Annotated in this window: 25 protein-coding genes and 1 pseudogene; 14 read left to right on the forward strand and 12 right to left on the reverse strand. The window is 36.0% G+C overall.

From position 1 onward, the window contains the following. Positions 1-300 precede the first annotated feature (300 nt). The 4 genes from DD829_RS06425 to DD829_RS06440 all read right to left on the reverse strand — a co-directional run bounded on the left by DD829_RS06425 (position 301) and on the right by DD829_RS06440 (position 4,493). Positions 301-672, reverse strand: coding sequence for an iron chaperone (locus DD829_RS06425; RefSeq protein ID WP_108408548.1), 372 nt, complete (start codon positions 670-672; stop codon positions 301-303). Between the two features lie 355 nt (positions 673-1,027). Further along, entirely contained in the window at positions 1,028-2,386 is a 1,359-nt protein-coding gene (gene gdhA / locus DD829_RS06430; RefSeq protein WP_076394000.1) for an NADP-specific glutamate dehydrogenase, read from the reverse strand. Positions 2,387-2,576: 190 nt separating this feature from the next. Then, positions 2,577-3,686, reverse strand: coding sequence for a DNA-processing protein DprA (gene dprA / locus DD829_RS06435; protein WP_108408547.1), 1,110 nt, complete (start codon positions 3,684-3,686; stop codon positions 2,577-2,579). Between the two features lie 36 nt (positions 3,687-3,722). Beyond that, the gene (locus DD829_RS06440) at positions 3,723-4,493 is read right to left on the reverse strand and encodes a rhomboid family intramembrane serine protease (protein WP_076394004.1); all 771 of its coding nucleotides are present in this window, start codon (positions 4,491-4,493) and stop codon (positions 3,723-3,725) included. A 269-nt stretch (positions 4,494-4,762) separates the two neighbouring features. Here DD829_RS06440 and DD829_RS06450 point away from each other — a divergent pair, with 269 nt between their 5' ends. The 7 genes and pseudogenes from DD829_RS06450 (at position 4,763) to DD829_RS06480 (ending at position 9,767) form a co-directional block, all read left to right on the forward strand. Further along, positions 4,763-5,692: a DUF3078 domain-containing protein gene (locus tag DD829_RS06450; RefSeq protein ID WP_108408546.1), complete on the forward strand. Its 930-nt coding sequence runs from the start codon at positions 4,763-4,765 to the stop codon at positions 5,690-5,692. A 247-nt stretch (positions 5,693-5,939) separates the two neighbouring features. Further along, positions 5,940-6,449, forward strand: coding sequence for a hypothetical protein (locus DD829_RS06455; protein ID WP_108408545.1), 510 nt, complete (start codon positions 5,940-5,942; stop codon positions 6,447-6,449). Continuing rightward, positions 6,446-6,792, forward strand: a pseudogene (locus tag DD829_RS06460) (tRNA-binding protein). The gene DD829_RS06455 and the pseudogene DD829_RS06460 overlap by 4 nt, the downstream one beginning before the upstream one ends. Positions 6,793-6,868: 76 nt before the next feature. Further along, positions 6,869-7,573 (forward strand): 3'-5' exonuclease, encoded by a 705-nt coding sequence (locus tag DD829_RS06465; protein ID WP_108408544.1) that lies wholly within the window; start codon positions 6,869-6,871, stop codon positions 7,571-7,573. Between the two features lie 3 nt (positions 7,574-7,576). After that, positions 7,577-7,903 carry an SUF system Fe-S cluster assembly protein gene (locus DD829_RS06470; RefSeq protein WP_076394014.1) on the forward strand — a complete coding sequence of 109 codons (327 nt, stop codon included), beginning with the start codon at positions 7,577-7,579 and terminating at the stop codon, positions 7,901-7,903. A 160-nt stretch (positions 7,904-8,063) separates the two neighbouring features. After that, entirely contained in the window at positions 8,064-8,453 is a 390-nt protein-coding gene (locus tag DD829_RS06475) for a hypothetical protein (RefSeq protein WP_108408543.1), read from the forward strand. A 12-nt stretch (positions 8,454-8,465) separates the two neighbouring features. Then, complete coding sequence (locus DD829_RS06480) at positions 8,466-9,767, forward strand: C2 family cysteine protease (RefSeq protein ID WP_108408542.1); 1,302 nt, start codon at positions 8,466-8,468, stop codon at positions 9,765-9,767. Positions 9,768-9,834: 67 nt separating this feature from the next. Here the strand turns inward: DD829_RS06480 and DD829_RS06485 are convergent, their stop codons facing one another. The 3 genes from DD829_RS06485 to DD829_RS06495 form a co-directional block, all read right to left on the reverse strand. Next, entirely contained in the window at positions 9,835-10,671 is an 837-nt protein-coding gene (locus DD829_RS06485) for a sulfurtransferase (RefSeq protein WP_108408541.1), read from the reverse strand. Positions 10,672-10,749: 78 nt separating this feature from the next. Continuing rightward, entirely contained in the window at positions 10,750-11,151 is a 402-nt protein-coding gene (locus DD829_RS06490) for an OsmC family protein (RefSeq protein WP_108408540.1), read from the reverse strand. A gap of 28 nt (positions 11,152-11,179) precedes the next feature. Continuing rightward, positions 11,180-12,028, reverse strand: a complete 849-nt coding sequence (locus DD829_RS06495; RefSeq protein ID WP_087711927.1) for a hydroxymethylglutaryl-CoA lyase — start codon at positions 12,026-12,028, stop codon at positions 11,180-11,182. Positions 12,029-12,218: 190 nt separating this feature from the next. On the opposite strand from DD829_RS06495, the gene pepT reads away from it, so the two are divergent. Next, positions 12,219-13,466, forward strand: a complete 1,248-nt coding sequence (gene pepT, locus DD829_RS06500) for a peptidase T (RefSeq protein ID WP_108408539.1) — start codon at positions 12,219-12,221, stop codon at positions 13,464-13,466. A gap of 47 nt (positions 13,467-13,513) precedes the next feature. On the opposite strand, the gene DD829_RS06505 is transcribed toward pepT, so the two are convergent. Next, entirely contained in the window at positions 13,514-13,963 is a 450-nt protein-coding gene (locus DD829_RS06505) for a hypothetical protein (RefSeq protein WP_123906822.1), read from the reverse strand. Positions 13,964-13,992: 29 nt separating this feature from the next. Beyond that, positions 13,993-14,637, reverse strand: coding sequence for a hypothetical protein (locus DD829_RS06510; RefSeq protein WP_116547635.1), 645 nt, complete (start codon positions 14,635-14,637; stop codon positions 13,993-13,995). A 197-nt stretch (positions 14,638-14,834) separates the two neighbouring features. Between DD829_RS06510 and DD829_RS06515 the strand changes: the two genes are divergently transcribed. Further along, positions 14,835-15,122: a hypothetical protein gene (locus DD829_RS06515; RefSeq protein WP_185140309.1), complete on the forward strand. Its 288-nt coding sequence runs from the start codon at positions 14,835-14,837 to the stop codon at positions 15,120-15,122. 59 nt (positions 15,123-15,181) lie between these two features. On the opposite strand, the gene thiL is transcribed toward DD829_RS06515, so the two are convergent. Together thiL and DD829_RS06525 are read right to left on the reverse strand one after the other, a co-directional pair. Next, a complete protein-coding gene (gene thiL / locus DD829_RS06520; RefSeq protein ID WP_108408620.1) occupies positions 15,182-16,243 on the reverse strand; it encodes a thiamine-phosphate kinase in 1,062 nt (353 codons plus the stop codon). Between the two features lie 73 nt (positions 16,244-16,316). Continuing rightward, positions 16,317-16,811 (reverse strand): acyl-CoA thioesterase, encoded by a 495-nt coding sequence (locus DD829_RS06525; protein ID WP_108408621.1) that lies wholly within the window; start codon positions 16,809-16,811, stop codon positions 16,317-16,319. 320 nt (positions 16,812-17,131) lie between these two features. On the opposite strand from DD829_RS06525, the gene DD829_RS06530 reads away from it, so the two are divergent. The 3 genes from DD829_RS06530 (at position 17,132) to DD829_RS06540 (ending at position 20,163) form a co-directional block, all read left to right on the forward strand. Then, complete coding sequence (locus DD829_RS06530) at positions 17,132-18,334, forward strand: NAD(P)/FAD-dependent oxidoreductase (RefSeq protein WP_108408622.1); 1,203 nt, start codon at positions 17,132-17,134, stop codon at positions 18,332-18,334. A gap of 276 nt (positions 18,335-18,610) precedes the next feature. Beyond that, positions 18,611-19,249 (forward strand): DUF2306 domain-containing protein, encoded by a 639-nt coding sequence (locus DD829_RS06535; protein WP_108408623.1) that lies wholly within the window; start codon positions 18,611-18,613, stop codon positions 19,247-19,249. Next, on the forward strand, positions 19,246-20,163 hold the full coding sequence (locus DD829_RS06540) for a YARHG domain-containing protein (protein WP_108408624.1): 918 nt from the start codon (positions 19,246-19,248) through the stop codon (positions 20,161-20,163). The genes DD829_RS06535 and DD829_RS06540 overlap by 4 nt, the downstream gene beginning before the upstream one ends. A 109-nt stretch (positions 20,164-20,272) precedes the next feature. Here DD829_RS06540 and DD829_RS06545 read toward each other — a convergent pair whose 3' ends face one another. Then, on the reverse strand, positions 20,273-20,683 hold the full coding sequence (locus DD829_RS06545; protein WP_228408139.1) for a DUF2809 domain-containing protein: 411 nt from the start codon (positions 20,681-20,683) through the stop codon (positions 20,273-20,275). Positions 20,684-20,950: 267 nt separating this feature from the next. Between DD829_RS06545 and DD829_RS06550 the strand changes: the two genes are divergently transcribed. Continuing rightward, positions 20,951-21,382: an energy transducer TonB gene (locus DD829_RS06550; RefSeq protein ID WP_108408625.1), complete on the forward strand. Its 432-nt coding sequence runs from the start codon at positions 20,951-20,953 to the stop codon at positions 21,380-21,382. 40 nt (positions 21,383-21,422) lie between these two features. After that, positions 21,423-21,773, forward strand: a complete 351-nt coding sequence (locus tag DD829_RS06555; protein WP_108408626.1) for a hypothetical protein — start codon at positions 21,423-21,425, stop codon at positions 21,771-21,773. Positions 21,774-21,860: the final 87 nt, after the last annotated feature.

The following is a 21,860-nucleotide window of genomic DNA, read 5'->3' on the forward strand; positions in this document are numbered from 1 at the left end:
AAACAATTGATCCTTTGGTTTGAACTTGTTTTCAAAATCTTTTTAGGCAAGTATAATTTTCAAAATGAAAAATTAGCTTTTTAAGGAATGACTATTTAAATTTTTAAGAAGTAGAAAGAAGATCCTGAAATGTAATGTTTCAGGATTTTTTTATATAAATATCAAACGGTATAATTTATCTTAAATAATTATAAATCAAGTTAAAAGAAGTAGAAACAATAAATTTTGTACGAAAGTTGCATTTAACATAATATCAAGTTTTGAATAAATAATCGATATGCAAATAAAGAGAATCCTGAATCATTTTTCAGGATTTTTGTGATTTATTTCTTCAAGTCTGAACTGAACAATTTTCTTTATTAAATTTTCAGGAAGATCCTCATTTACAGGAAACTGTACCGCTCCTTTTGAAAATTTATAATTGCTTTTTTTAAATTCAGCCTCAAATTCTTTTATTCCTTCTGCTCCGGGATAAAATCCGATATGTTTTTTATACCCTGCGAAATAGACCAAGGGTTTATTTTTGTATCTGAAAGCAGGCATCTGATAGCCAATATACTCTTCAATTTCAGAATTTTGCAAAAGAATCAGTTTTCTGAGATTTTCTAATTTATTCTTGATTTCAGGAAACTGAGCAATATATTCATCAATATTTTCAAATGTCTTTTTCATAAATTAAATGTAATGATTTTTCACTTTTTTGGCAGTTCTTATTGTCATTCAGAACGAAGCGTAGCGAAGTGAAGAATCTGTCTTTGGTTGAGACGTTATAGATTTCTCCTGTGTCGAAATGACATGAAGATGTTAATTTCATTTGAATTAAAATGATTATCATTAATGAAATACCTTTGCGATCGAAAAATATTCAGCATCATTCGAAAACAAGACCTTTCGAACGTAGCGTTAAAAATAAAAAAAGCGCTGAATAATCAACGCTTTCTCCTTTCACTTTTTACTTTTTTCCCATTTATAATCCCGGGAACAGGTTATATGAAAAAAGGTCGGGAATTTCCCAACCTTTGTATTTTTATACTACTCCCTGAGCTAACATTGCTTCAGCAACTTTCACGAATCCGGCAATATTGGCACCTTTTACGTAGTTTACATAGCCGTCTTCTTCTTTTCCGTAGTCTCTGCACGCTTTGTGAATTCCGATCATGATCTCTTTCAGTCTTGCATCAACCTCTTCAGAAGTCCAGTTCAGACGGATCGAGTTTTGCGTCATTTCAAGACCTGAAGTCGCAACACCTCCTGCGTTAGAAGCTTTCCCCGGAGAGAACAATACTTTATTGTCTAAGAAATAGTTAATTGCATCAAGCGTAGAAGGCATGTTTGCAGCTTCTGTTACACAAACGCATCCGTTTTCTACCAACAATTTAGCATCATCAAGATCCAATTCGTTTTGGGTTGCAGATGGGATGGCAACATCACACTTCACTTCCCAAGGACGTTTTCCTGCAAAGAATTCTGCAGAAGGATATTTCTTCACATAATCTTCCGCTCTGTTGTTTCCTGAAGATCTCAATTCCAACAGATAATCGATCTTATCTCCGTCGATTCCATCTTTATCATACACGTAACCGTCCGGTCCGGAAATCGTTACTACTTTTCCTCCCAGTTCGTTAACTTTTTTAATAACTCCCCAAGCTACGTTTCCGAAACCTGAAACCGTTACCGTTTTATCTTTGAAAGTCTGTCCGATCGTTTTAAGCATCTGCTCCGCGAAGTAAACAACACCGTATCCTGTAGCTTCAGGACGGATTAATGAACCTCCGTACGCAAGACCTTTTCCTGTAAGAACTCCCGTAAATTCGTTTCTGATTTTCTTATACTGCCCGAATAAATATCCGATCTCTCTTGCTCCTACTCCGATATCTCCTGCAGGAACGTCTGTTTCAGGACCAATGTGTTTGCACATTTCCGTCATGAAAGCCTGGCAGAAACGCATTACTTCCATATCGGATTTTCCTTGCGGATCAAAGTCTGAACCTCCTTTTCCACCACCCATAGGAAGAGTAGTTAAAGAGTTTTTAAACACCTGTTCGAACGCTAAGAATTTAAGAACAGAAAGGTTTACTGTAGGATGGAAACGGATTCCTCCTTTGTAAGGTCCGATCGCAGAGTTCATCTGGATTCTGAACCCTCTGTTTACCTGGATCTCTCCTTTATCGTCAACCCATGGAACTCTGAAGATGATAATTCTTTCAGCTTCCGCCATTCTTTCAAGAAGCTTCATTCCCGTATATTCCTTTTTCGTTAAGATAAACGGAATTACAGTTACCGCAACTTCTTTTACTGCTTGTAAAAATTCTGGCTCATTAGGGTTTTTTGCCTCAATTTTTGCTATAAATTCTTGGATTTTCTGGTCAATATTATATTGTTCCATATATTAGGGTTGAATATTATTGCCAACAAATTTAATTTTTTTTTCAAGATTCACAACACCCTAAATAATAATTGTTGAAAATTTAATAATATAATGACTTAATATTATTAAATCCACAATTAACGCATTAATATTATTAAAAATTAAATGTTATGTTTAAAATAATGCAATATTAAGAAATCGTTAATTGTCAGGTTGCTAAAAATTGTCTCCCCGAAAGTGATTTTACCTTCCCCAAAAGTTCCAATTCTAAAATTACCGGTAAAATTTTGTGTGAGGCAAGTGCTGTTTTATCGGCAAGATCATCCAGAGAAATCTGCGGATTCTCATCTATTATTCTGAATATTTCACTTTGATTTTCAGTTAATTGAATTAAAATTTCACTGTGAGGAAATAATTCTCCAGTTCTTCCCTTCGGATGATTAAATCCTAAGTTTTCAACCAGATCTTTTATCGTGGAAATTGCCGAGGCTTTGTTCTGAAAAATCAGATGATTACAGCCCTGGCTCTGCTTGTCCGTAATTTTTCCCGGAAGCGCATACACTTCACGGTTATAAAGATTTGCATAAGTTGCCGTGCTGATTGAACCTCCGCCAAAAGCCGTTTCCACCACAATTGTCGCAGGAGAAATTCCGGCTACGATTCTGTTTCTCTGAATAAAATTTTCACGATCCGGCTTTCTTGAAGAATTGAATTCTGTAAATAACACCCCTCCTTCCTCAAGAATTTTTTCTGATAATTTTTTGTTTTTTGAAGGATACAATGTATGAAAACCATGGGCTAAAACGGCAACCGTAGAAATCTGATGAAGAATAGACTGCTCATGAACTTCTTTATCGACGCCTAAAGCCAGACCGCTCACCGAAATAAAATTACCGGAAGACGTTTCCTGAAAAAACTCTTCAATAAACTGCTTTCCGTAGGAAGTCATATTTCTTGTTCCTACCATACTTACCTTTTGCTTAGAATCGTCATAATTCCCTTTCTGATAGAGAATTACAGGAGCATCATCGCATTCGTTTAAGAGTTTGGGAAGATTATGAAGATGTCTGAGATTAATTTTGATATGGTTTGCCTCACAAAACTTCAGTTCATTTTCGGCAAACTTCAGATGAGCAGGATTTCCGATATCTGAAATCATTTTAGATCCGAATCCGTCCAGTTTTTTGTATTCCTTTTTGGTGTTTTCCCAAGCGTTCTTGGCACTTCCGAAAGTACGGACAAGCTTATAAAAATTGATATCCCCGATTAAATTACACTCGCGCAGAGCGATAGAATAAAGATGTTCTTCAGAATACATTTGTGTTGTTTTCACAAATGTAGAAAATTTTTAAAATTATTTCCCTCTCAGTTCATCCAGTCTTTCCCAGATATCGTCTTTCTTTTTGTACGGCAGCTCCATAAAATCTTCAGGATGGTTTTCTTTGTATTCCTGCCATAATTTATCATCTTTTTCGCTGTAATAATTTGGAAATTCCCAAATGAATTTTTTCTTTTTATCTCCTACTTTTTTAAATAGCAAAGCCAGAATTACTCCCACAATTGCACCTGCAAGATGCGCCTGCCATGAAATTTTACTGGGTTCCTGCAGATTGGAGAACAATTCTTCGGGAAGCATTCCCCACACAAGACTTCCATAGTACAGAACAACCAGCAGAGAAATGGTGAGCAGTTTTGTATTCCATTTAAAAACCCCGCTGAAAAAAAGGAAAAAAGCAAGAACGTACACCACTCCGCTTGCTCCGATGGTACAGGTGTAAAGATAATCTCCCGTCATAATGTCAATAGGTGGAAGAAGCCACACCAAAAATCCTGTAGCAAGCCATCCCGTGATAAAAACTTTATTGGCAACCAAAGGATAAAACTGATATAGTAAAAACATAAGCACCGCGATCGGGATAGAATTTCCTACGATATGCTCCATGTTTCCGTGTAAAAGAGGTGAAGTTATAATTCCCAGCAAGCCTTCCGGCAACAATGGAATAATCGCCCCGAAACAGCTCTGAAAAAAGCCTTGCATCTGCAGAAAAAAGCCCAGCCACATCGCTGAAAGCATCAGCAAAGGATATAAAAGAGCCTTTTTGGAAATTATATTGTTTTTTAACATGAAGATTCTACGTCAAATGAAAAGCCAACGATAAATTTCGGAAAAATTGGCGATGAAATCTCTGTTCAGAAATTTATTTCAGCCAAAAAGTAATGATTTTCACGGCTTTCGAAGGAATTCCTTTTATTTTGTCATTGAAAACTTCAAAAAACAACTTCAAAAACCGGATAAAAGCCTGATCACATTCACTTCTTAAATATGGTTTTACATTCATAAAAATTATATTTAATATTTTTGTAAGGAATTTTGTACAATGAAATCCTGAACTCATGAAGAAGTTTTTATTAATTCTCTCTCTTTCTCTGGGAATTTTCGGCAACGCACAGGTTGTCATTACAGACACCGCAACCCTTAAAGCAGATACCATTAAACACTGGTCAGTTTTAGGAAAACAGTCCTTAATGATCAATCAGGCAGCCTTCTCGAATTGGGTGGGCGGAGGAGCCAACAACGTAGGGTGGCTTACTGCACTGGATTACAACATTACGTATGAAAAAGACAATGATCTTTGGGAAAACATCATCCTTTTGAATTACGGACAAAATGATACGAAAGGGGTTGGTGTAAGAAAAACACAGGACGTTATTAATGTTTCCACAAATTATGGAAGAAAGTTTTCAAAAAGCTGGTATCTTTCTGTAGGAGCGGGATTGATTTCTCAGTTTTCTGCGGGATATGAGGACGGAAATAATCCGGAAGCGAAAAAAATATCCAATTTTATGGCTCCCGGTTATCTGAATGTCGGGATGGGGATTACGTACAGACCGAATGATAACGTAAATGTTACCCTTCGTCCGAGCAACGCGAGATGGGCTTTTGTGCTGGATAAAGATCTTCAGCTTGCAGGAAATTACGGTTTAAAAGCAGACGGAGATTCCTCGATTTTACAATACGGTTTTCTGGGAACGGCTTATTATAAATTTAAGCTGATGGAGAACGTGAACATCACCAATACAGCATCTGTTTTCTCCAATTATCTCGATCATCCGGAAAGATTGGTTCTTGCGTATGGAATGATCTTAAATTTAAAGGTTAACAAATTTATTTCATCCAATATTACTGTGGATTTAATGTACGACCATAATCAGATCCAGAAAACACAGCTGAAACAGACGTTGGGCGTTGGTTTTGCCTATACTTTGAATAACGGCGTAAAACGTTCCGACAGAAAAGACAGCCAATGGTGGATTAAAAAATAAAATCATCAATGATCATATTTTTCCCTCAACAGATTTATTGAGGGATTTTTTTTGAATATCCTTTAATTTTACATGAGTTCAATGTAAAGATTCCGAATCAAAATTGGCTAAAGCCATTCCTATTGATGTTTTTGTATTGTTTTACATCGAACCCACATTAATGTTTTCGTCTTTATTTAATATTTTCCTTTGTAAAAAACCGGGATAATCTTTTGATTTTAATACATTTGTTAAAACATATTTAAAGATGAATTTCGAACAGGTTGCTTTACATTTAGAAGCTTACAGAGAACACGACCAGATCATTGATGCGGCAGAATACATCATCCGCTCTTTCAATCTCGAACATGAAAACTTTGAAGGATTTGGTCTTCGCGATGAGGTTTTCCCGAATTCTCTCGTTCTAACGGCAGAAGGCGTTTTAGGAAGCCCGCAAAAAGTAATGATCCCTAAAAATTTATTCGATTTTGATCTGAATCTGGTTTTAAATTTAATTGCCCACGAAATGCTGCATGTACGGCAGAAAGCTCCAGGACACGTTATTGAAGAAAAAAGCGAAAGGGAATTTCAGGCGTATTACGAAATGCTTTTCCATAAGGTTTTTCCTCAGATTCCTGAAGTATCTGATTTTTATAAAAAAGACTTCGGCAGCAAAGCCCTTGAATATTATAAAAGAATGGGCGAAGGTTCTGAACTGCAGAAAAAATATGCTGAACAGAAACTTGAAGTAGAACAGTTAATCAACTCGTTATCATGATTGTAAAACCCGAAATTTCGTGGGAAGATTTCGAAAAAATAGACATCCGCTGCGGAACCATTATTTCTGTAAATGATTTTGAGAAAGCAAGAAATCCATCTTATCAGCTCGAAATAGATTTTGGAGATTTAGGCATTAAAAAATCCTCCGCTCAGATCACTTCGTTGTATCAGAAAGAAGAATTAATTGGTCAGCAGATTTTGGCTGTCGTTAATTTTCCTAAAAAACAGATCGCCAATTTTTTCAGCGAATGTCTGGTTTTGGGTGTTTATGGTGAAAATAAAAAGATGTTACCCTTTTAACCCCTTCATTACACACAAAGAATGGAATGCAGGTAGGATAATATCTTTCAAAAAATCTAATGAAAATATTGAAACCTGTGAGGTTTTATTTCAAACAATTATTAAGAAGAAGAAAAAATGATACAGCATATTCCTATAGAAAGAGTTTTATTCCTTGATATTGAGACGGTTCCGGGATTCGGATTGTGGGAAGAATTATCGGAAGCCGAACAGATGCTTTGGGATAAAAAAACGAGATTCCAGAGAAAAGATGAGGTTTCTCCTGAAGAATTTTATGTGGAAAGAGCCGGAATTATGGCAGAATTCGGGAAAATCATCTGCATAACCATCGGAATGATCGAAAAAAACGATACCCTGAAGATCAAAAGTTTTGCGGGTGACGATGAAAAGAAGCTGCTTTTGGAATTTGGCGAAATTTTTAACAGTCCAAGACTTCGCGACGTCATTTTATGCGCACATAACGGAAAAGAATTCGATTTTCCGTGGATTGCCAGAAGATATTTAATTAATGGAATGATGCCTCCTACTCCGTTTCAGATGTTCGGAAAAAAGCCTTGGGAAATTCCGCATATCGATACGATGGAACTCTGGAAATTCGGGGATTACAAAAGCTTTGTGTCTCTGGAATTGCTGGCTCATGTTTTCGGAATACCGACTCCAAAAGACGATATCGACGGCTCAATGGTTTCATCAATCTACTACATAGAGAAAGACTTGCAAAGAATAGTTGACTATTGTGAAAAAGATGTCTTAACTTTGGCGAATGTTTTCCGGCGTATGCGTCAGGAAGATTTGTTGAAAAGGTACATCAATTTAGATTAAAAAATGAAATTTACAGACGATCAGATTGCTGACATCGGTGAGGAAATCATCGGTGTTTTAAAAACCGTGTATGACCCTGAGATTCCGGTAGACATCTACGAATTGGGGTTAATTTATGATGTTCAGATCTCCGATGAAGCGGACGTAAAAATTATCATGACGTTAACGACGCCCAACTGTCCGGTTGCAGAAACGCTTCCGCAGGAGGTAAAAGATAAAGTTGGTGAAGTGGAAAATGTAAAAAGCGTAGACTTAGAACTTACTTTCGAACCTAGCTGGAATAAAGATATGATGAGCGAAGAAGCTAAATTTGAGCTTGGAATGCTTTAAAATTTTATTTCTTTAAACAATTTTTCCATTAAAAAATAATTGGCTGTTTCATTTTGAAGCAGCTTTTTTTATTTTCCGTTTTTTCCCCATACACATTTCGTGAAATCCCTAACATTCAGATTATGAAGTTGATATAATTTTGGTTTCAGAAATCAACAGTATGAAAGCCAATACCATTATCGTATCGTTTAATAACGGAAGTGTTCCGCCACAGTATGCTTACCGATATCAGATCGTCTTTTCCGAAAAGAACGGAAATGCAGATCTGAAACTCTTCAGAGGATATGACGCGGATGAAAAAATGATTGTATCCGAACAAAGAAAATTCAATACAGAAATTTTTCTTCAGCTTCTTTCTTTAATCAGCAAAATAGAGGATTCTATGAAAGATCCGGCAATGGTGGGAGGAAGCCAGAGAATGATTGAGGTGAATTCAAGAAAAATCATGATCGAACCCAATGATGATTTTGGAATTTCTCTGTTCAACCGGTTTTTATATCTGTATCATCCCGATTTCATTAACCAGATTAATTCTAACCTTAACCTTTAAAAACCAATTATCATGGACAAAGCACCTAAAGAAATGTTTGTAGGAGTTATCAATCCTTATGCATTAACTGAAGCCATCACAGGAAGAACCTTCGACTGGAAAGACGCAAAATCTTATCAGATTCTCGAAGAAACCCTGGAAAAAAACTACGCAGAACTTTTCGACATTAAATTCAATTCTCCACTGTATGCCGGACTTGAACTTAACAGCGACAACACGGTAAAAGCTTTAAAAACCGAAGATATTAAAGTAAGAGCAACAGATAAACTGGAAACCGTAAATCTCTCGACGATTAAAACCCTGAATGACTTATCCGGTACTGGAGTAAAAGATCTGAATAAGGTTGTCGTAAAAAATGCAAGGCTGGATAAGGGTGAAGTAAAAGTTGTTTTAAACATTCCAAAACTGAACAACACTTTTAGCAATAAGCTGATCTCTCCGTCTATTAGAAATATCATTTTCGGAATGACGAATGCCAACGGATGGACTCCCGCCGGAACTTCATGGAGCGACAGAGGAAATTTCTTCAACGACGTTACGGAATACAATGACCCGATTCAGGGATCAGTGGGCAACTGTTATTTTATTGCAGCCATTGCAGCCATTGCATGGGCAGATCCTTACACCATTCAACATAAAGTAAGAGCAACCGGAACCGGAGAAGCAGACCGTACCAATGCCATCCAGTTTTTCACGAAAGGCGGAGGAAAAGATGCGGCAACAAGACTCGTGGAAGTTACTGATAATACAATCATTAACTCGTCCAACAATCCTGTGTACTGCAGAAGCAATGATGTCGCAGAAATCTGGCCGGCTGTTTACGAAAAAGCCTTTGCCAAATGGATCACGAACGTAAATGACGATAAACCGGACATTTCTAAAACCGCATTCGGAGATCCTGCCAAAGCTGTTGCACAACTTACGAACAAAACCCCGTATTATTATTACACTTCACCAAGAACAGCGCTTGATCTTTTTGGCGTGGTAAGAGAGAATTCGATGAGCTTTAAAACCATCAATCCAATGGTTGCATGGACGTACGGATCGGGAAGAGATTACACGGGTTCGAATATTGTAGGAAACCATGCTTATACCATTTTGGGATGGTCAACTTTCAATGGTAAAAACTACATCATCCTGAGAAATCCGTGGGGAGTTACCGAACCGAATGGTTTAAATTCTTATCAGGGACTCATCAGCTTCTTCGACGGAAGTTTCTGGAGACCGATCAACATGATTGGAAACGACGGAGTTTTTGCACTGGAAATCAATGCATTCAAATATTACTTTGAAGGTTTGGCTGTGACCAAATAGAACTAAAAAAATAACCTTTTTATTAACCTACCCTTCAGCTTCTGCAGATTTCGGTCTGTGGAAGTTTTTATATTTCTGTAGCAATTTCTTTATTCTCTCTTCTGCTCCACTCGCTCCATGATCCTACATACAGATTCGGGATTTTAAAGCCTGCGTAATCCAAAGCGAGAATGGTATGACAGGCCGTTACTCCGGAACCACAATGAATGATCAGATTTTCGGGTTTTCCTTCCAGTAATTTTGAATATTTTTCTCTTAAAATTTCCGGTGACAGGAAATTTCCGTTTTCATCAAGATTTTCAGAAAAAGGAATATTGATCGCTCCGGGAATATGTCCTGCAACGAGATCAATCGGCTCAGATTCACCTCTGTAACGGTACGCATCTCTCACATCAATTACCGTTGATGATTGGTTCGTTAATTCATTTTCAACGGTTTCCAGATCTGAGACAGGAAGAATCCAGTTTTCTTTCTGGATCAATTCAGCTTTTTCGAAAGATTCTTCACCGGAAGAAAACTCAACCCCTTCTTTTTCTGCATTCTGAAAACCGCCATCCAAAACCTGAACTTTATCAAAACCGAAAGCTTTCAGCATCCACCAAGCTCTTGCCGCGGCATTTGATCCGTTTTTATCATCGTAAATAACAATATGTTTATTTTCTGAAATTCCCAGACAGGAAAGTGTTTCTGCAAATTTTTTAATTTCCGGAAGCGGATGTCTTCCTCCAAAAGCAGCGTTCTCACCGATTTCAGCAAGGTCTTCATCAAGATCGATGAATCTCGTTCCTTTAATATGTTTATTCAGATAATTTTGATAAACATCTTTTCCTGCTCTTGCATCAAGAATGATAAGATTTTCTGTTGGAAGATTTTTTAGTTCTGAAGGTGAGATTATTGGTGACATTTTTTGCTTGGTTTAAATTAATATTATAGAAGTTTTCAACAAAAATAAAACCGCAGAAAATTTCTACGGTCTATTATTTTATTGATAAATGAAAATCATTGTCTGTACCAAATCCGGATGAAGGCTTTTCGCAACCGGACAATTATACGCTGTTTCTTCTATAAAAGCTTTTTCTTTGTCGGAATAAGAATTCGGAAACACAAAATTGCAAACAATTTCGCCGATTCTTCTTGGTTCGCCTTTCATAATCTTTTGAAGATTACAATAAGCACCATCAATGTTAATCTTTTTTTCTTTGCCTAAAATCGCAATGGTTGTAAGCGCACATTCTGCCAGAGAAGTTGCACACAAATCTGTGGGAGAAAATTTTTCACCTTTTCCGTGATTATCTGTCGGCGCATCGCTTTCAATAAGAGTTCCGGATTGTAAATGCTCTGCTGAACATCTCAAATCTCCAATATATGTAATTTTTGAAGTCATAATAATTAATAATAAAAGAGAACTTGTCTCAAAAATGAAAAATATCTTTCGCTTTGTTGTAAGAACTTTCAAAGTTCAGCAGATTCAGCTTATGGTCTGCTTTTTCTACGCTCATAAAGTTGATCACCTGTTCGGTCGGCATATTTCCCACCAGATCATCTTTTGCCATCGGACAGCCTCCAATTCCTTTGATGGCACTGTCGAATCTCGTACATCCCTGATCGTAAGCGGCTTTCAGTTTAGCATAAGAATCTTCATAACGGTTATGAAAATGTGCTCCAAAATTTATTTCAGGATATTTTGAAGGAATTTTTCCGAACAAAAGAGAAATGGTTTCCGGCGTTGCCACTCCCGTAGTATCAGAAAGTAAGATTTCTTTAACTCCAATTTCAGAAAATCGCTGAGCCCAGAAATCAACCTCTTCCCACTTCCACATTTCGCCGTAAGGATTTCCAAAAGCCATTGAAAAATAAATGTTTAACTGTCTGTTTTCATTTTTTACCAGTTCCAGCATTTTGATAATCTCCTGAAAAGCTTCTTCCTGATTTTTATTCGTATTTCTATGCTGGAAAGTTTCGGAAATGGAAAACGGAAAGCCGATAATATCCACCGACTGATGTTTTAATGCTTTCTCAGCTCCTCTGTAATTGGCGACAATCGCAGAAACTTTGGTATTGGATCGGGATTTATCGATGTTTTCCGCCACCTCATCAGAATCTGCCATTTGCGGAATTGCTTTCGGAGAAACAAAACTCAGACAGTCCAGAACATCAAAACCCACATCCATAAGAGAATTGATGTAATCTATTTTTTTATCAGTCGGGATGAATTCTCCCCACCCCTGCATTGCATCACGCGGACATTCTGTAAGAAACATTTTTTACATTTAGATTTTCTCAAATATAATAAAACTAAACAAGTTCTCAAGAGTTATGCAAAAACACAATAAACAACTGAATTTCATTGTTTTACACAAACAAAGACACTTCACAGAACGATTATGGAGTACAAATAAATTATTCTGAGCATCAAATTTGCTAACTTTACAGGAAATTTATACCAATATAATGAGCGCAATAGAATTCAGCCCTTTGTGGAAAGAAAAGCTACTGAACCGTTTTCTTAATTACGTAAAAATCTATTCAACCAGCGACGCAGAAAGCGAAACCACTCCTTCTACAGAAAGACAGTGGAATATCGCCAACTACATCACGGAAGAACTGAAAACGATAGGTCTTGAAAATGTATCGATCGATGAAAATGGTTATATCATGGGATACGTTCCTTCTAATCTTGAGAATAAGGACAAACCGACCATCGGATTTATTTCACATTACGATACTTCACCGGATTTCAGCGGAGAGAATGTAAAACCGCAGGTTTGGGAAAATTATGACGGAGGAGATCTGGTTTTGAATCGGGCAACAGGATTTACTTTATCGCCATCAAAATTTGAAAGCTTAAAAAAATATATCGGTCAGACCTTAATTACCACAGACGGAAATACCCTTCTTGGAGCCGATGATAAAGCAGGCTGTGCAGAAATTGTAACGGCTGCGGAATATTTAATGGCTCATCCGGAAATCAAGCACGGAAGAATTGCTGTTGGTTTTACGCCCGATGAAGAAATCGGAAGAGGAGCGCATAAGTTTGATGTGGCAAAATTCGGGGCAGAATTTGCATATACGATGGACGGCGGAGAAGTTGGCGAACTGGAATATGAAAACTTCAACGCGGCTGGAGCAGTGGTAAAAATCCACGGATTGAGCGTTCATCCGGGTTATGCGTACGGAAAAATGATTAACGCCGCTTTACTGGCTTCTGAATTTGCACAAATGCTTCCTGCCAATGAAACCCCTGCAACGACTAAAGGTTTTGAGGGTTTTTATCATTTAATGGACTTAAATGCAGATATTTCTGAGGCTAAATTGCAATACATCATCCGTGATCACGACGCTGATAAATTTGAGGCAAGAAAGAAATTCATGGAAGAAAAAGTTGCTGAATTTAACAAAAAACACGGTGAAGGAACTGCCGAAATCGAAATTAAAGAGCAGTACAGAAACATGAAGCAGCAGTTTGAAGGAAAAATGCACATCGTAGATCTTGCCGCAGCAGCGATGAAAGAAGCAGGAATCGAACCAAAGATTAAAGCAATCCGCGGAGGAACCGACGGAGCGCAGTTATCTTACATGGGACTTCCTTGTCCGAATATTTTTGCGGGAGGAATCAATTTCCACGGACCGTATGAATATGTGGCACTGGAAAGCATGGAGAAAGCGATGGAAGTGATCCTGAATATTGCGAAGGCTTAAAAATCTTATTCATATAACTAATCCGGCTTTGTTGAGCCGGATTTTTTTTATTCAAACAGAGTCTTTTCCTTTACATAATCTATATTTCCCGAATATTCAATTACATGTAATTCTGAAATATATTTTGGATGGGGTTTTGTTGACTCAAACTCTATTTCATGTAATTTTGATCTTACAGTTATTGTATCATTATAATCAAGATCCGCTGGTACAGTTGTGTAAATTTCTGCAACATCACCAATGATTTTATACGGATAAATTCCATTTTGTAAACTATCAATAAACATATTCACAGAACTCTCTGTTAATTTTAATTGTATAATCCCAAATCTGTGATTGTTGGATGTTCTCAAATCATTTACATATCCTTTAAACTCAACATTATTATCTAAAACCTTGTCTCTTTTAATTCCTTCATCTGTAGAAATTATGCCCAAAAATAACAACACTACAATGAATAAAATTATTAAAATGATCATTTTGAATGCTTTTTTCATATTATTTGTATCAGAGGTTTGTCGTTTTACTACCAATTAAAACTTCTTTCAACATAAGTATTTTCAAAAAGATTCCAAGGAATACTGTCTGCATTTTTTAGAATTATATTGTTCTTTTTATGAACAAAAATTTTTATTAATTCTCCCGCATGATGATAGCCGTTTAAAACAATAGCATGACTGAATTCCGAATCCAGAAGACTTAAATATTTTTTAAACTTATCCGCTTTTTCATCCTCAAGAAAGCTTAAATCTAAATCATCAAAAATTACTGTATGATCAACTATGATTTGGGCTAAATGTTTTGCGTTATTAAAAGCTGCAAAACTCTTAAACATTTTTTCTGTAGAATTAATATCAGTCTCTACGACATCCACATACACTTTTCTTCCGGAATTTAAATAATAATCTTTCTGATATTGTTTCATTTCCTTCGGAATTTCTATTTCGTCTCTTCTGAAAGCTCTTTTCCATTCATCTATTTTAGACAGAATATTATCCTCTGAATATGCCCATAGAAACGAATAAATCTTATTGTCTTTTTCAAAATAATCATCAATATGCAGATCTTCATTCCGATCATAAAAAATCCAGGAGCTTGTATAGTTGAAAAGGATTGATTCATCTAAAATTTTAGATAAAAAATAATTTTTCTCATCAATAAAGAATCTCATTTGTATATCTTTTGACTGTTGCAAATTAAACAAAAAAACCACTACAATAGCAGTGGCTTCACAATATTTAAGCCCTCTTCACAATACAAATTTTTTGCTTATAATGCTTCTATGATCCACTGACACAAAATTATTCTGAAATTTTATAAATTAATGGCGTGATTTTTGACGATAAACTATAAAAAACATTCTTATAAATGAAAAAGAGATTATATTCAGCAGCATTGATTCTTTTATTGGGAATCGGTGTATCTGCACAAAAAACAAATTCTGTAAAGCAGGAGGTAAAAAAAGATGCTAAAGCCGTAGGTAAGGCTGCCAAAGACGGCGCTGAATGGACCGGCAAAACCGCAGAAAAAGGTTATGATGCAACCAAAAAAGGTGTTAAAAAAGCAACAAAATGGACCAAAAAAACGGCTAAAAAAAGTGCAGATGCGGTAGACAAATCCTACCAAAATGTAAAAGCAGACATTAAGAAAGATTAATTACTTAAAAAACCACCGCTATTGCAGTGGTTTTTTTAATATCTAAATAATAAGATTATCTATCCTTGCTGATTTCCCAAAAAAGCGTCCCAACCCTGCGCCGTTAAAGCAACCAATTGGTTAGAACCTCTCGCCACCATAAAATTTCCGTCTTCTTTTTCAACGGCATGACCAATAATGGTAAAATCCGGGTGGTTTTTAATTTTATCAAAATCATTTGGCGAAATCGTGAATAATAATTCGTAATCCTCTCCTCCGCTTAAAGCTGCCATCACAGGATTTAAATTGAATTCATCCGCTGTTGTAATCGTTAAATTATCCATCGGAATTTTTTCTTCATACAATCTGAATCCTACTTTCGACTGATCTGAAAGGTGAAGAATTTCAGAAGCCAGACCATCAGAAACATCAATCATAGAAGTTGGCTTGATATCCAGTTGTTCTAAAATTCCTTTTACGTCGGTTCTTGCTTCAGGCTTCAACTGTCTTTCCAGAATATAATCGTAGCCTTCCATTTCCGGCTGCATATTCGGATCGGCTAAGAAAACAGCATGTTCTCTTTCCAGAATCTGAAGTCCCATATAAGCGCCCCCTAAATCTCCGGTTACCACCAAAAGATCGTTTGGTTTTGCCGTACTTCTTTTCACAATATGTTCATCATTCTCCATTCCGATTGCCGTAATACTCATTACCAAACCGGCATTGGAACTCGTTGTATCTCCGCCAATTAAGTCAACTTTATATCTTGCGCAAGCGGTCTGAATTCCGGAATAAATTTCTTCCAGAGCTTCCACCGGAAAACGATTGGAAACGGCAAGAGAAACCAAAATCTGAGTTGGCGTTGCATTCATTGCTGCAATATCACTGAGATTTACAACAACCGCTTTGTACCCTAAATGTTTCAAAGGAACGTATCCCAGATTAAAATGAATACCTTCTGCCAAAACATCTGTCGTAAGAACTACTTTCTTATTTCCGGGATTAATTACTGCCGCATCATCTCCCACTCCAAGCTCCGAAGATTCATTGGATAGAGGAAAATGCTCCGTTAAATGTTTAATTAAACCAAATTCTCCCAGTTTGGAAATTGGCGTTAATTCTGGATCTTTATCTTCAAACATAAATTAAAATATAATTGATGATTAATAACTGATAAATGATGGTTAAAATCAGGCATCATTTACCAATTATCATTTATTTAGTAAATACTGCAGGATCAACATTTTCCGGACGGAAAGGAAGTTTTTTAAAATCTTCTCTTGTTAAAATTACCGTTTCCGGAGATTTATATTTGTTCATGGCTTCCACCACATCATCGGGTGGCGTTGTCATTTTTCTCAGCATCGTATCGATCCACACTCCCGTTGCTTCTGAAGTTGCACAATGCTCTCCGTCTGTTGTATAAAATTTGTGTACAAAACGGTAAATAGAACAGTCATCTGCACAGCCGTCAATTTCAAGACTTACGATCACCGTCTGGTCTGCAAATATTTCTTTGAAGAAAGAAAATCTTTCGTGCATGATTACCGGACCGATTCCCCATCGGCTCATTTGGGTAACGCCCATTTTTTCCTGCTTCATAAAAGCCATTCTGGTTTGCGCACAATATTGTACGTAAGATGAATTTGCCAGATGTTTGTTGGCATCAAGATCGCTCCAGCGAACTTCAAATGTATGGTAGAATTTCATTTACTTTTTGTTTTAAAATATAAATTGTATTATTTTTTCCAACCACAAAAGGCACAAAAGCTATTTAGAATGATCTCCATGCTTGTCATTCGGTAGGAATCTAAGCAGCACTATTCAAAAAAACTCAGTTGAGATTCCTCCGGAATGACAAACTGAATGAATATTGGAAATCAAAAGATTAAATATGCTAAAGTCATTTTTGTAGTCAATAATTTCACTGTAAAAATGAAAAATTATATTCTTCAAAATTACTCAAATAAGATGGTTTATAAAAATTGTAGTTTTGCAAAAGTAATCTTGAGCATAAGATTAAAAGTATTATGAAGCAAATTATCATTATCGGAGGTGGCGCAGCAGGTTTTTTCGCAGCATCGAATCTGGACGAAACAAAATATAAAATTACCATTCTTGAGCAGAATTCGGATGTTCTTCAGAAAGTAAAAATTTCGGGAGGAGGACGCTGTAATGTGACTCATGCCTGTTTTGATCCCAGAGAACTGGTACAGTTTTATCCCCGCGGAAACAAGGAATTGTTGAGTGTTTTCACCAAATTTCAGCCGGGAGATACGATGGATTGGTTTGAGCAGAGAAATGTTCCGTTAAAAATAGAAAATGATAACCGTGTTTTTCCGGAAAGCAATTCTTCGCAGACGATCATCAATACTTTTCTACATGAAATTCAGCAGAAAAACGTTGAAGTGAAAACCAAATGTTCTGTAAAAGAAATTGAAAAATCAGGAGAAAAATATATCGTTAAGACCAGTTTAGGTGATTTTGAAGCTGATTTTATCATTTATACAACCGGAAGTTCGCCCAAATCTCTGAAAATGATCGAAAATTTAGGTCATAAAATTGTTGATCTTGTTCCCTCGCTTTTTACTTTTAACATTAAAGATGATTTGCTGAAAGATTTAGCCGGAACAAGCTTTGAAATGGCGGAAACTTCTATTCCAAAGTTAAAAACCGAAGAAAGCGGACCTTTACTTATTACGCATTGGGGACTTTCGGGACCTGCCATTCTGAAAATTTCAGCTTGGGAAGCGATCAATCTGGCGAAAGTAAAATACAATTTTGAAATTGAGGTAAATTTTATCTCAAAAGATATTGATAATGCGGAAGAATTGTTTCTAAACTTCAAACAATCCAATCCAAAGAAAACCATCGGGCAATCAAAGATTTTTGATATTACCAATCGATTCTGGCAGAGAATTCTGGAGGTTTCAAAAGTGGATCTGAATAAACAGGTTGCCCAGATTTCAGGAAAAGAAATGCAGACCATTCTTGAAAATCTATGCAAAAAGAAATTTAATGTCACCGGAAAATCGACTTTTAAAGATGAATTTGTAACGGCGGGAGGCGTTGATTTAAAGGAAATTAACTTTAAAAATATGTCTTCTAAAATTTTGCCTACCTTTTACGTTGCCGGAGAAGTGCTAAATATTGATGCGGTAACCGGCGGATTTAATTTTCAGGCGTGTTGGAGTGAAGCATGGCTGATTGCGCAGGATTTGAATCTGAAATAATAATTTAAACACAAATTGCACGAATCTTTTTTTCACTAATTACACAAATTATTTGTGACCATTTGTGAGAAATTGGTGACATTAGTGTTTAGATAAACACAAATTACACGAATCTTTTTTTCACGAATTACACAGATTATTTGCGACCATTTGTGAGAAATTAGTGACATTGGTGTTTAGATAAAAAAACGAATTGCGCGAATTTTTTCATGAATTACAAAAAACATTTGTGATCATTTGTGAGAAATTTGTGATATTAGTGTTTAAAAACAAAAAATGCTTTCCGTCAAAAAAAATATTTCGAACACCTTTAAAATCCTTTTGATGATCGGGTTTGGATATTTCTTTTGGCTGATGCTGAAAATTACGTTAGAATATATTCCGTTGCGCTCTGATGTGAGTTTTTTAATGATCAAACAGACGGAAATTACCAACAGACCGGAATATCTTTATTTTTTTTACACTCACGTCTACACAAGCATTTTTGTTTTGCTGAGTGGATTTTTAGCGATTCTCAGAAAAGATTTCGGCATAAAAAATTTCCACAAAAACACCGGAAAGATCTACATTTTTCTGATTTTGCTTTTCGCGGCTCCGTCTGGAATTTATATGGGAATTTTTGCCAACGGCGGAATTTTATCGAAGGTTTCCTTTGTAATTCTAGGCTGTTTGTGGTGGTTTTCCACTTTTAAAGCCTATCAGTTAGCCCAACAGAAAAAATTTAAAGAGCATAAACAATGGATGTGGCGTAGTTTTGCGCTGACACTTTCCGCGGTAACATTAAGAATGTGGAAGGTAATTATTGTATATTTATTCCACCCGAATCCGATGGATGTTTATCAGATCATAGCATGGTTGGGCTGGATTCCGAACATCTTATTAATTGAATATTTAATTGCAAAAAAATACATATGAAAATTTTAAAATTATCGTTAATTTCCTTATTTACAATTGGTTTAACCGCCTGTAAAAAGGATGTAAAAACAACAGATCCTTCAAAAGACAGTCTTGCGGCAAAGAAGGATTCTGTAGTTGTTCCCGAAGTTTACAAAGAATATTACGGAATTTATATGGGCGATTTTGCCGGAAAAGGAATGGTAACCTCCGAAGACGGCGAAACGTATGAAGGTGAAATTTATAAAAGAATTGCCCTGAAAATCAACAGGATTACCAAAGACAGTGTATACGGACAAAGTATTGTTGATGGAAATCAAAGACCATTCAGAGGAGTTTTTAACGAAACTTCAAAGTCCTTTATTCTGGATGAACCCGGAAATGATAAAACAGACGGAAGATTTGAGGTAAAATTAAACAACGACAGTCTTACCGGAAGCTGGAATGCCTTCAATAAATCGGCGGTAAAAGCTCCGAATAAGATTTTAAAGCTTGTGAAAAAAGAGTTTGTATACAACCCGAATTTCATGCTGAATGAAAACAATGACCTCATCGATTGGGAAAATCCGAAAGATTTCGTAGAAAAATATACCGACGAAGAAACCGGAAAAACGGAAACCTACACAGAATCTAAGAACAGAATTGCATCAGATGCTGTTTTCAAAATCAATGCTTCCAAGCAGAAACTAACGGAAAAAGATCTTAAAAACCTTAGAAAACTGGATATGGAAATCATTAAAAACGCAGTCTTCGCGAGACACGGTTATGCTTTTAAGAAGCAAACGTACCGAAATTTCTTTGAGCAGACCGACTGGTATATTCCGGTTTCCAATAATGTAGACCGCGAGCTTTCTCCTCTTGAAAAGGAAAACGTAGCTTTACTGAACCGCTTCATTAAATACGCTGAAGATAAATACGACAGTTTCGGAAGGTAGTTTAATAATTAAGAGATTCTTCGACAAGTTCAGTATGACACGTGTCAATTATTCTGCTGCAATAATAGTTGGTATTCGAAATGTTATCCGGAATTCAAAGAAGGACTCATTAACTTAAACCATTCATTTTCTGAAATTTAACAAAAATAAAAAGCAATAAACATCCAACTAAGTAACACAGAATATCAATCCACGAAAACGAATTTCCGATCACGATATACATCAGGCTTCCTTTCTGGAAGCCTAATTTTTCAGCAATATTGAAATATTGGGCAAATTCTATCAGAAAAGAAAAAATCAGGATACTGAGAATCAATTTTTTATTATCTTCAATTCTGAAAAATGTTTTGATGAAAGTATAGATCAGCATCACAACAATCACATCTCCGAGATAGGCTCTCACAAAGAAAATGTTTTTGAGTTTGGTGGCGATTAAAACTTCCGTCAGAAATATAAAAACGGTAGCCAGAAAATATGTATAATTAAATGTAAACCGAAATGCCAATCCTTTTTCTTCCACTTGTAGTCCTTTTTATGTATTATGTAGGTTTTATAACCCTTACAAAATTAAAAATAAAGCAGATTGATAACGATAACAAAACTCATTTTCTGAGATTTTTTTCAGGGTTTATCGTGATGGCTCTTCTTGCTTTATTGATTTTACTGATGAGATGGATCATCACACCACATCAACCCAATGATTTTCACTGATTATTATTAAAAAATCAATTTTCATTCGGCTTTATTTTTGATGCTTTAAAAATATTATTTCTCATAACACATTTATATGAAAAAGCTGATTATTTTTTTAGGCTTATGGTTAAGTTTCTCATTATCTGCACAGACCAAGCAGTATAATTCCGTAAAAGAACTTCCGGATTACGCTGTTCTAAGGACGAAAATGAAACTTGATGATGTCTACACCAAGACAGATACTCCCGCGGAATTTCCCGGTGGAATGGAAACGTTCAAAAGGGAATTTTCAGAAAAAATGGACGTTATCGATGTAAAATCAAAAAAAATAAATACTCGAGTTTATTTGATTGTCGAAAAAACAGGCTATGTAAGATATGTAACTGCATTAGGAGACGATCCAAAACACTCCAAAGCCGCAGAAATTGCTGTAAGAAGGCTTTTTGTAAAATGGAAACCCGCAACAATCAAAGGGGAACCGGTAAGATTTCTTTATACTTTTCCGCTTACTTTGAAGAAATTTTAAATTTCGTTTGCAATTAAAATTTATTTTTGCAAAAACTTTAATGATGAAAATAATTCCATTTTTAGCTGTATTTTTTCCTATGCTTATCTTTTCTCAGGAACAACCCATCCAAACAACTCAGCTTAACGAACTTTTAATTACTGAAAAAAATGGCAGGGCGACGATTGATGCAGAAAAGCCGGCAACATTTCCTCTTGGGGTAACAGTATTGAGAAATACAATCGCTAAAAACTTCAGAATGCGAAAAGTACACAGTAATGCTGAAACAGAATCCTGTTCAATTACTTTTTTAATTGATAAAGAAGGTTTTGTGACAGAAGTAAAGGCATACGGAGACAATGAGAGCTTTAACAGAGAAGCTGAAAGAGCTCTTTTAAAAATTAAGGCATAATACTGAAAAATAGTTGGTAGAATCCTATCAAAAACTCATTGTTAGGCTGTTTGGAGGAAGTTTTATGAAACGTGTTTCATAAAACTT

It is taken from the genome of Chryseobacterium sp. HMWF035 (genome assembly GCF_003094695.1).
In the GTDB taxonomy this organism is placed as follows: domain Bacteria; phylum Bacteroidota; class Bacteroidia; order Flavobacteriales; family Weeksellaceae; genus Chryseobacterium; species Chryseobacterium gambrini.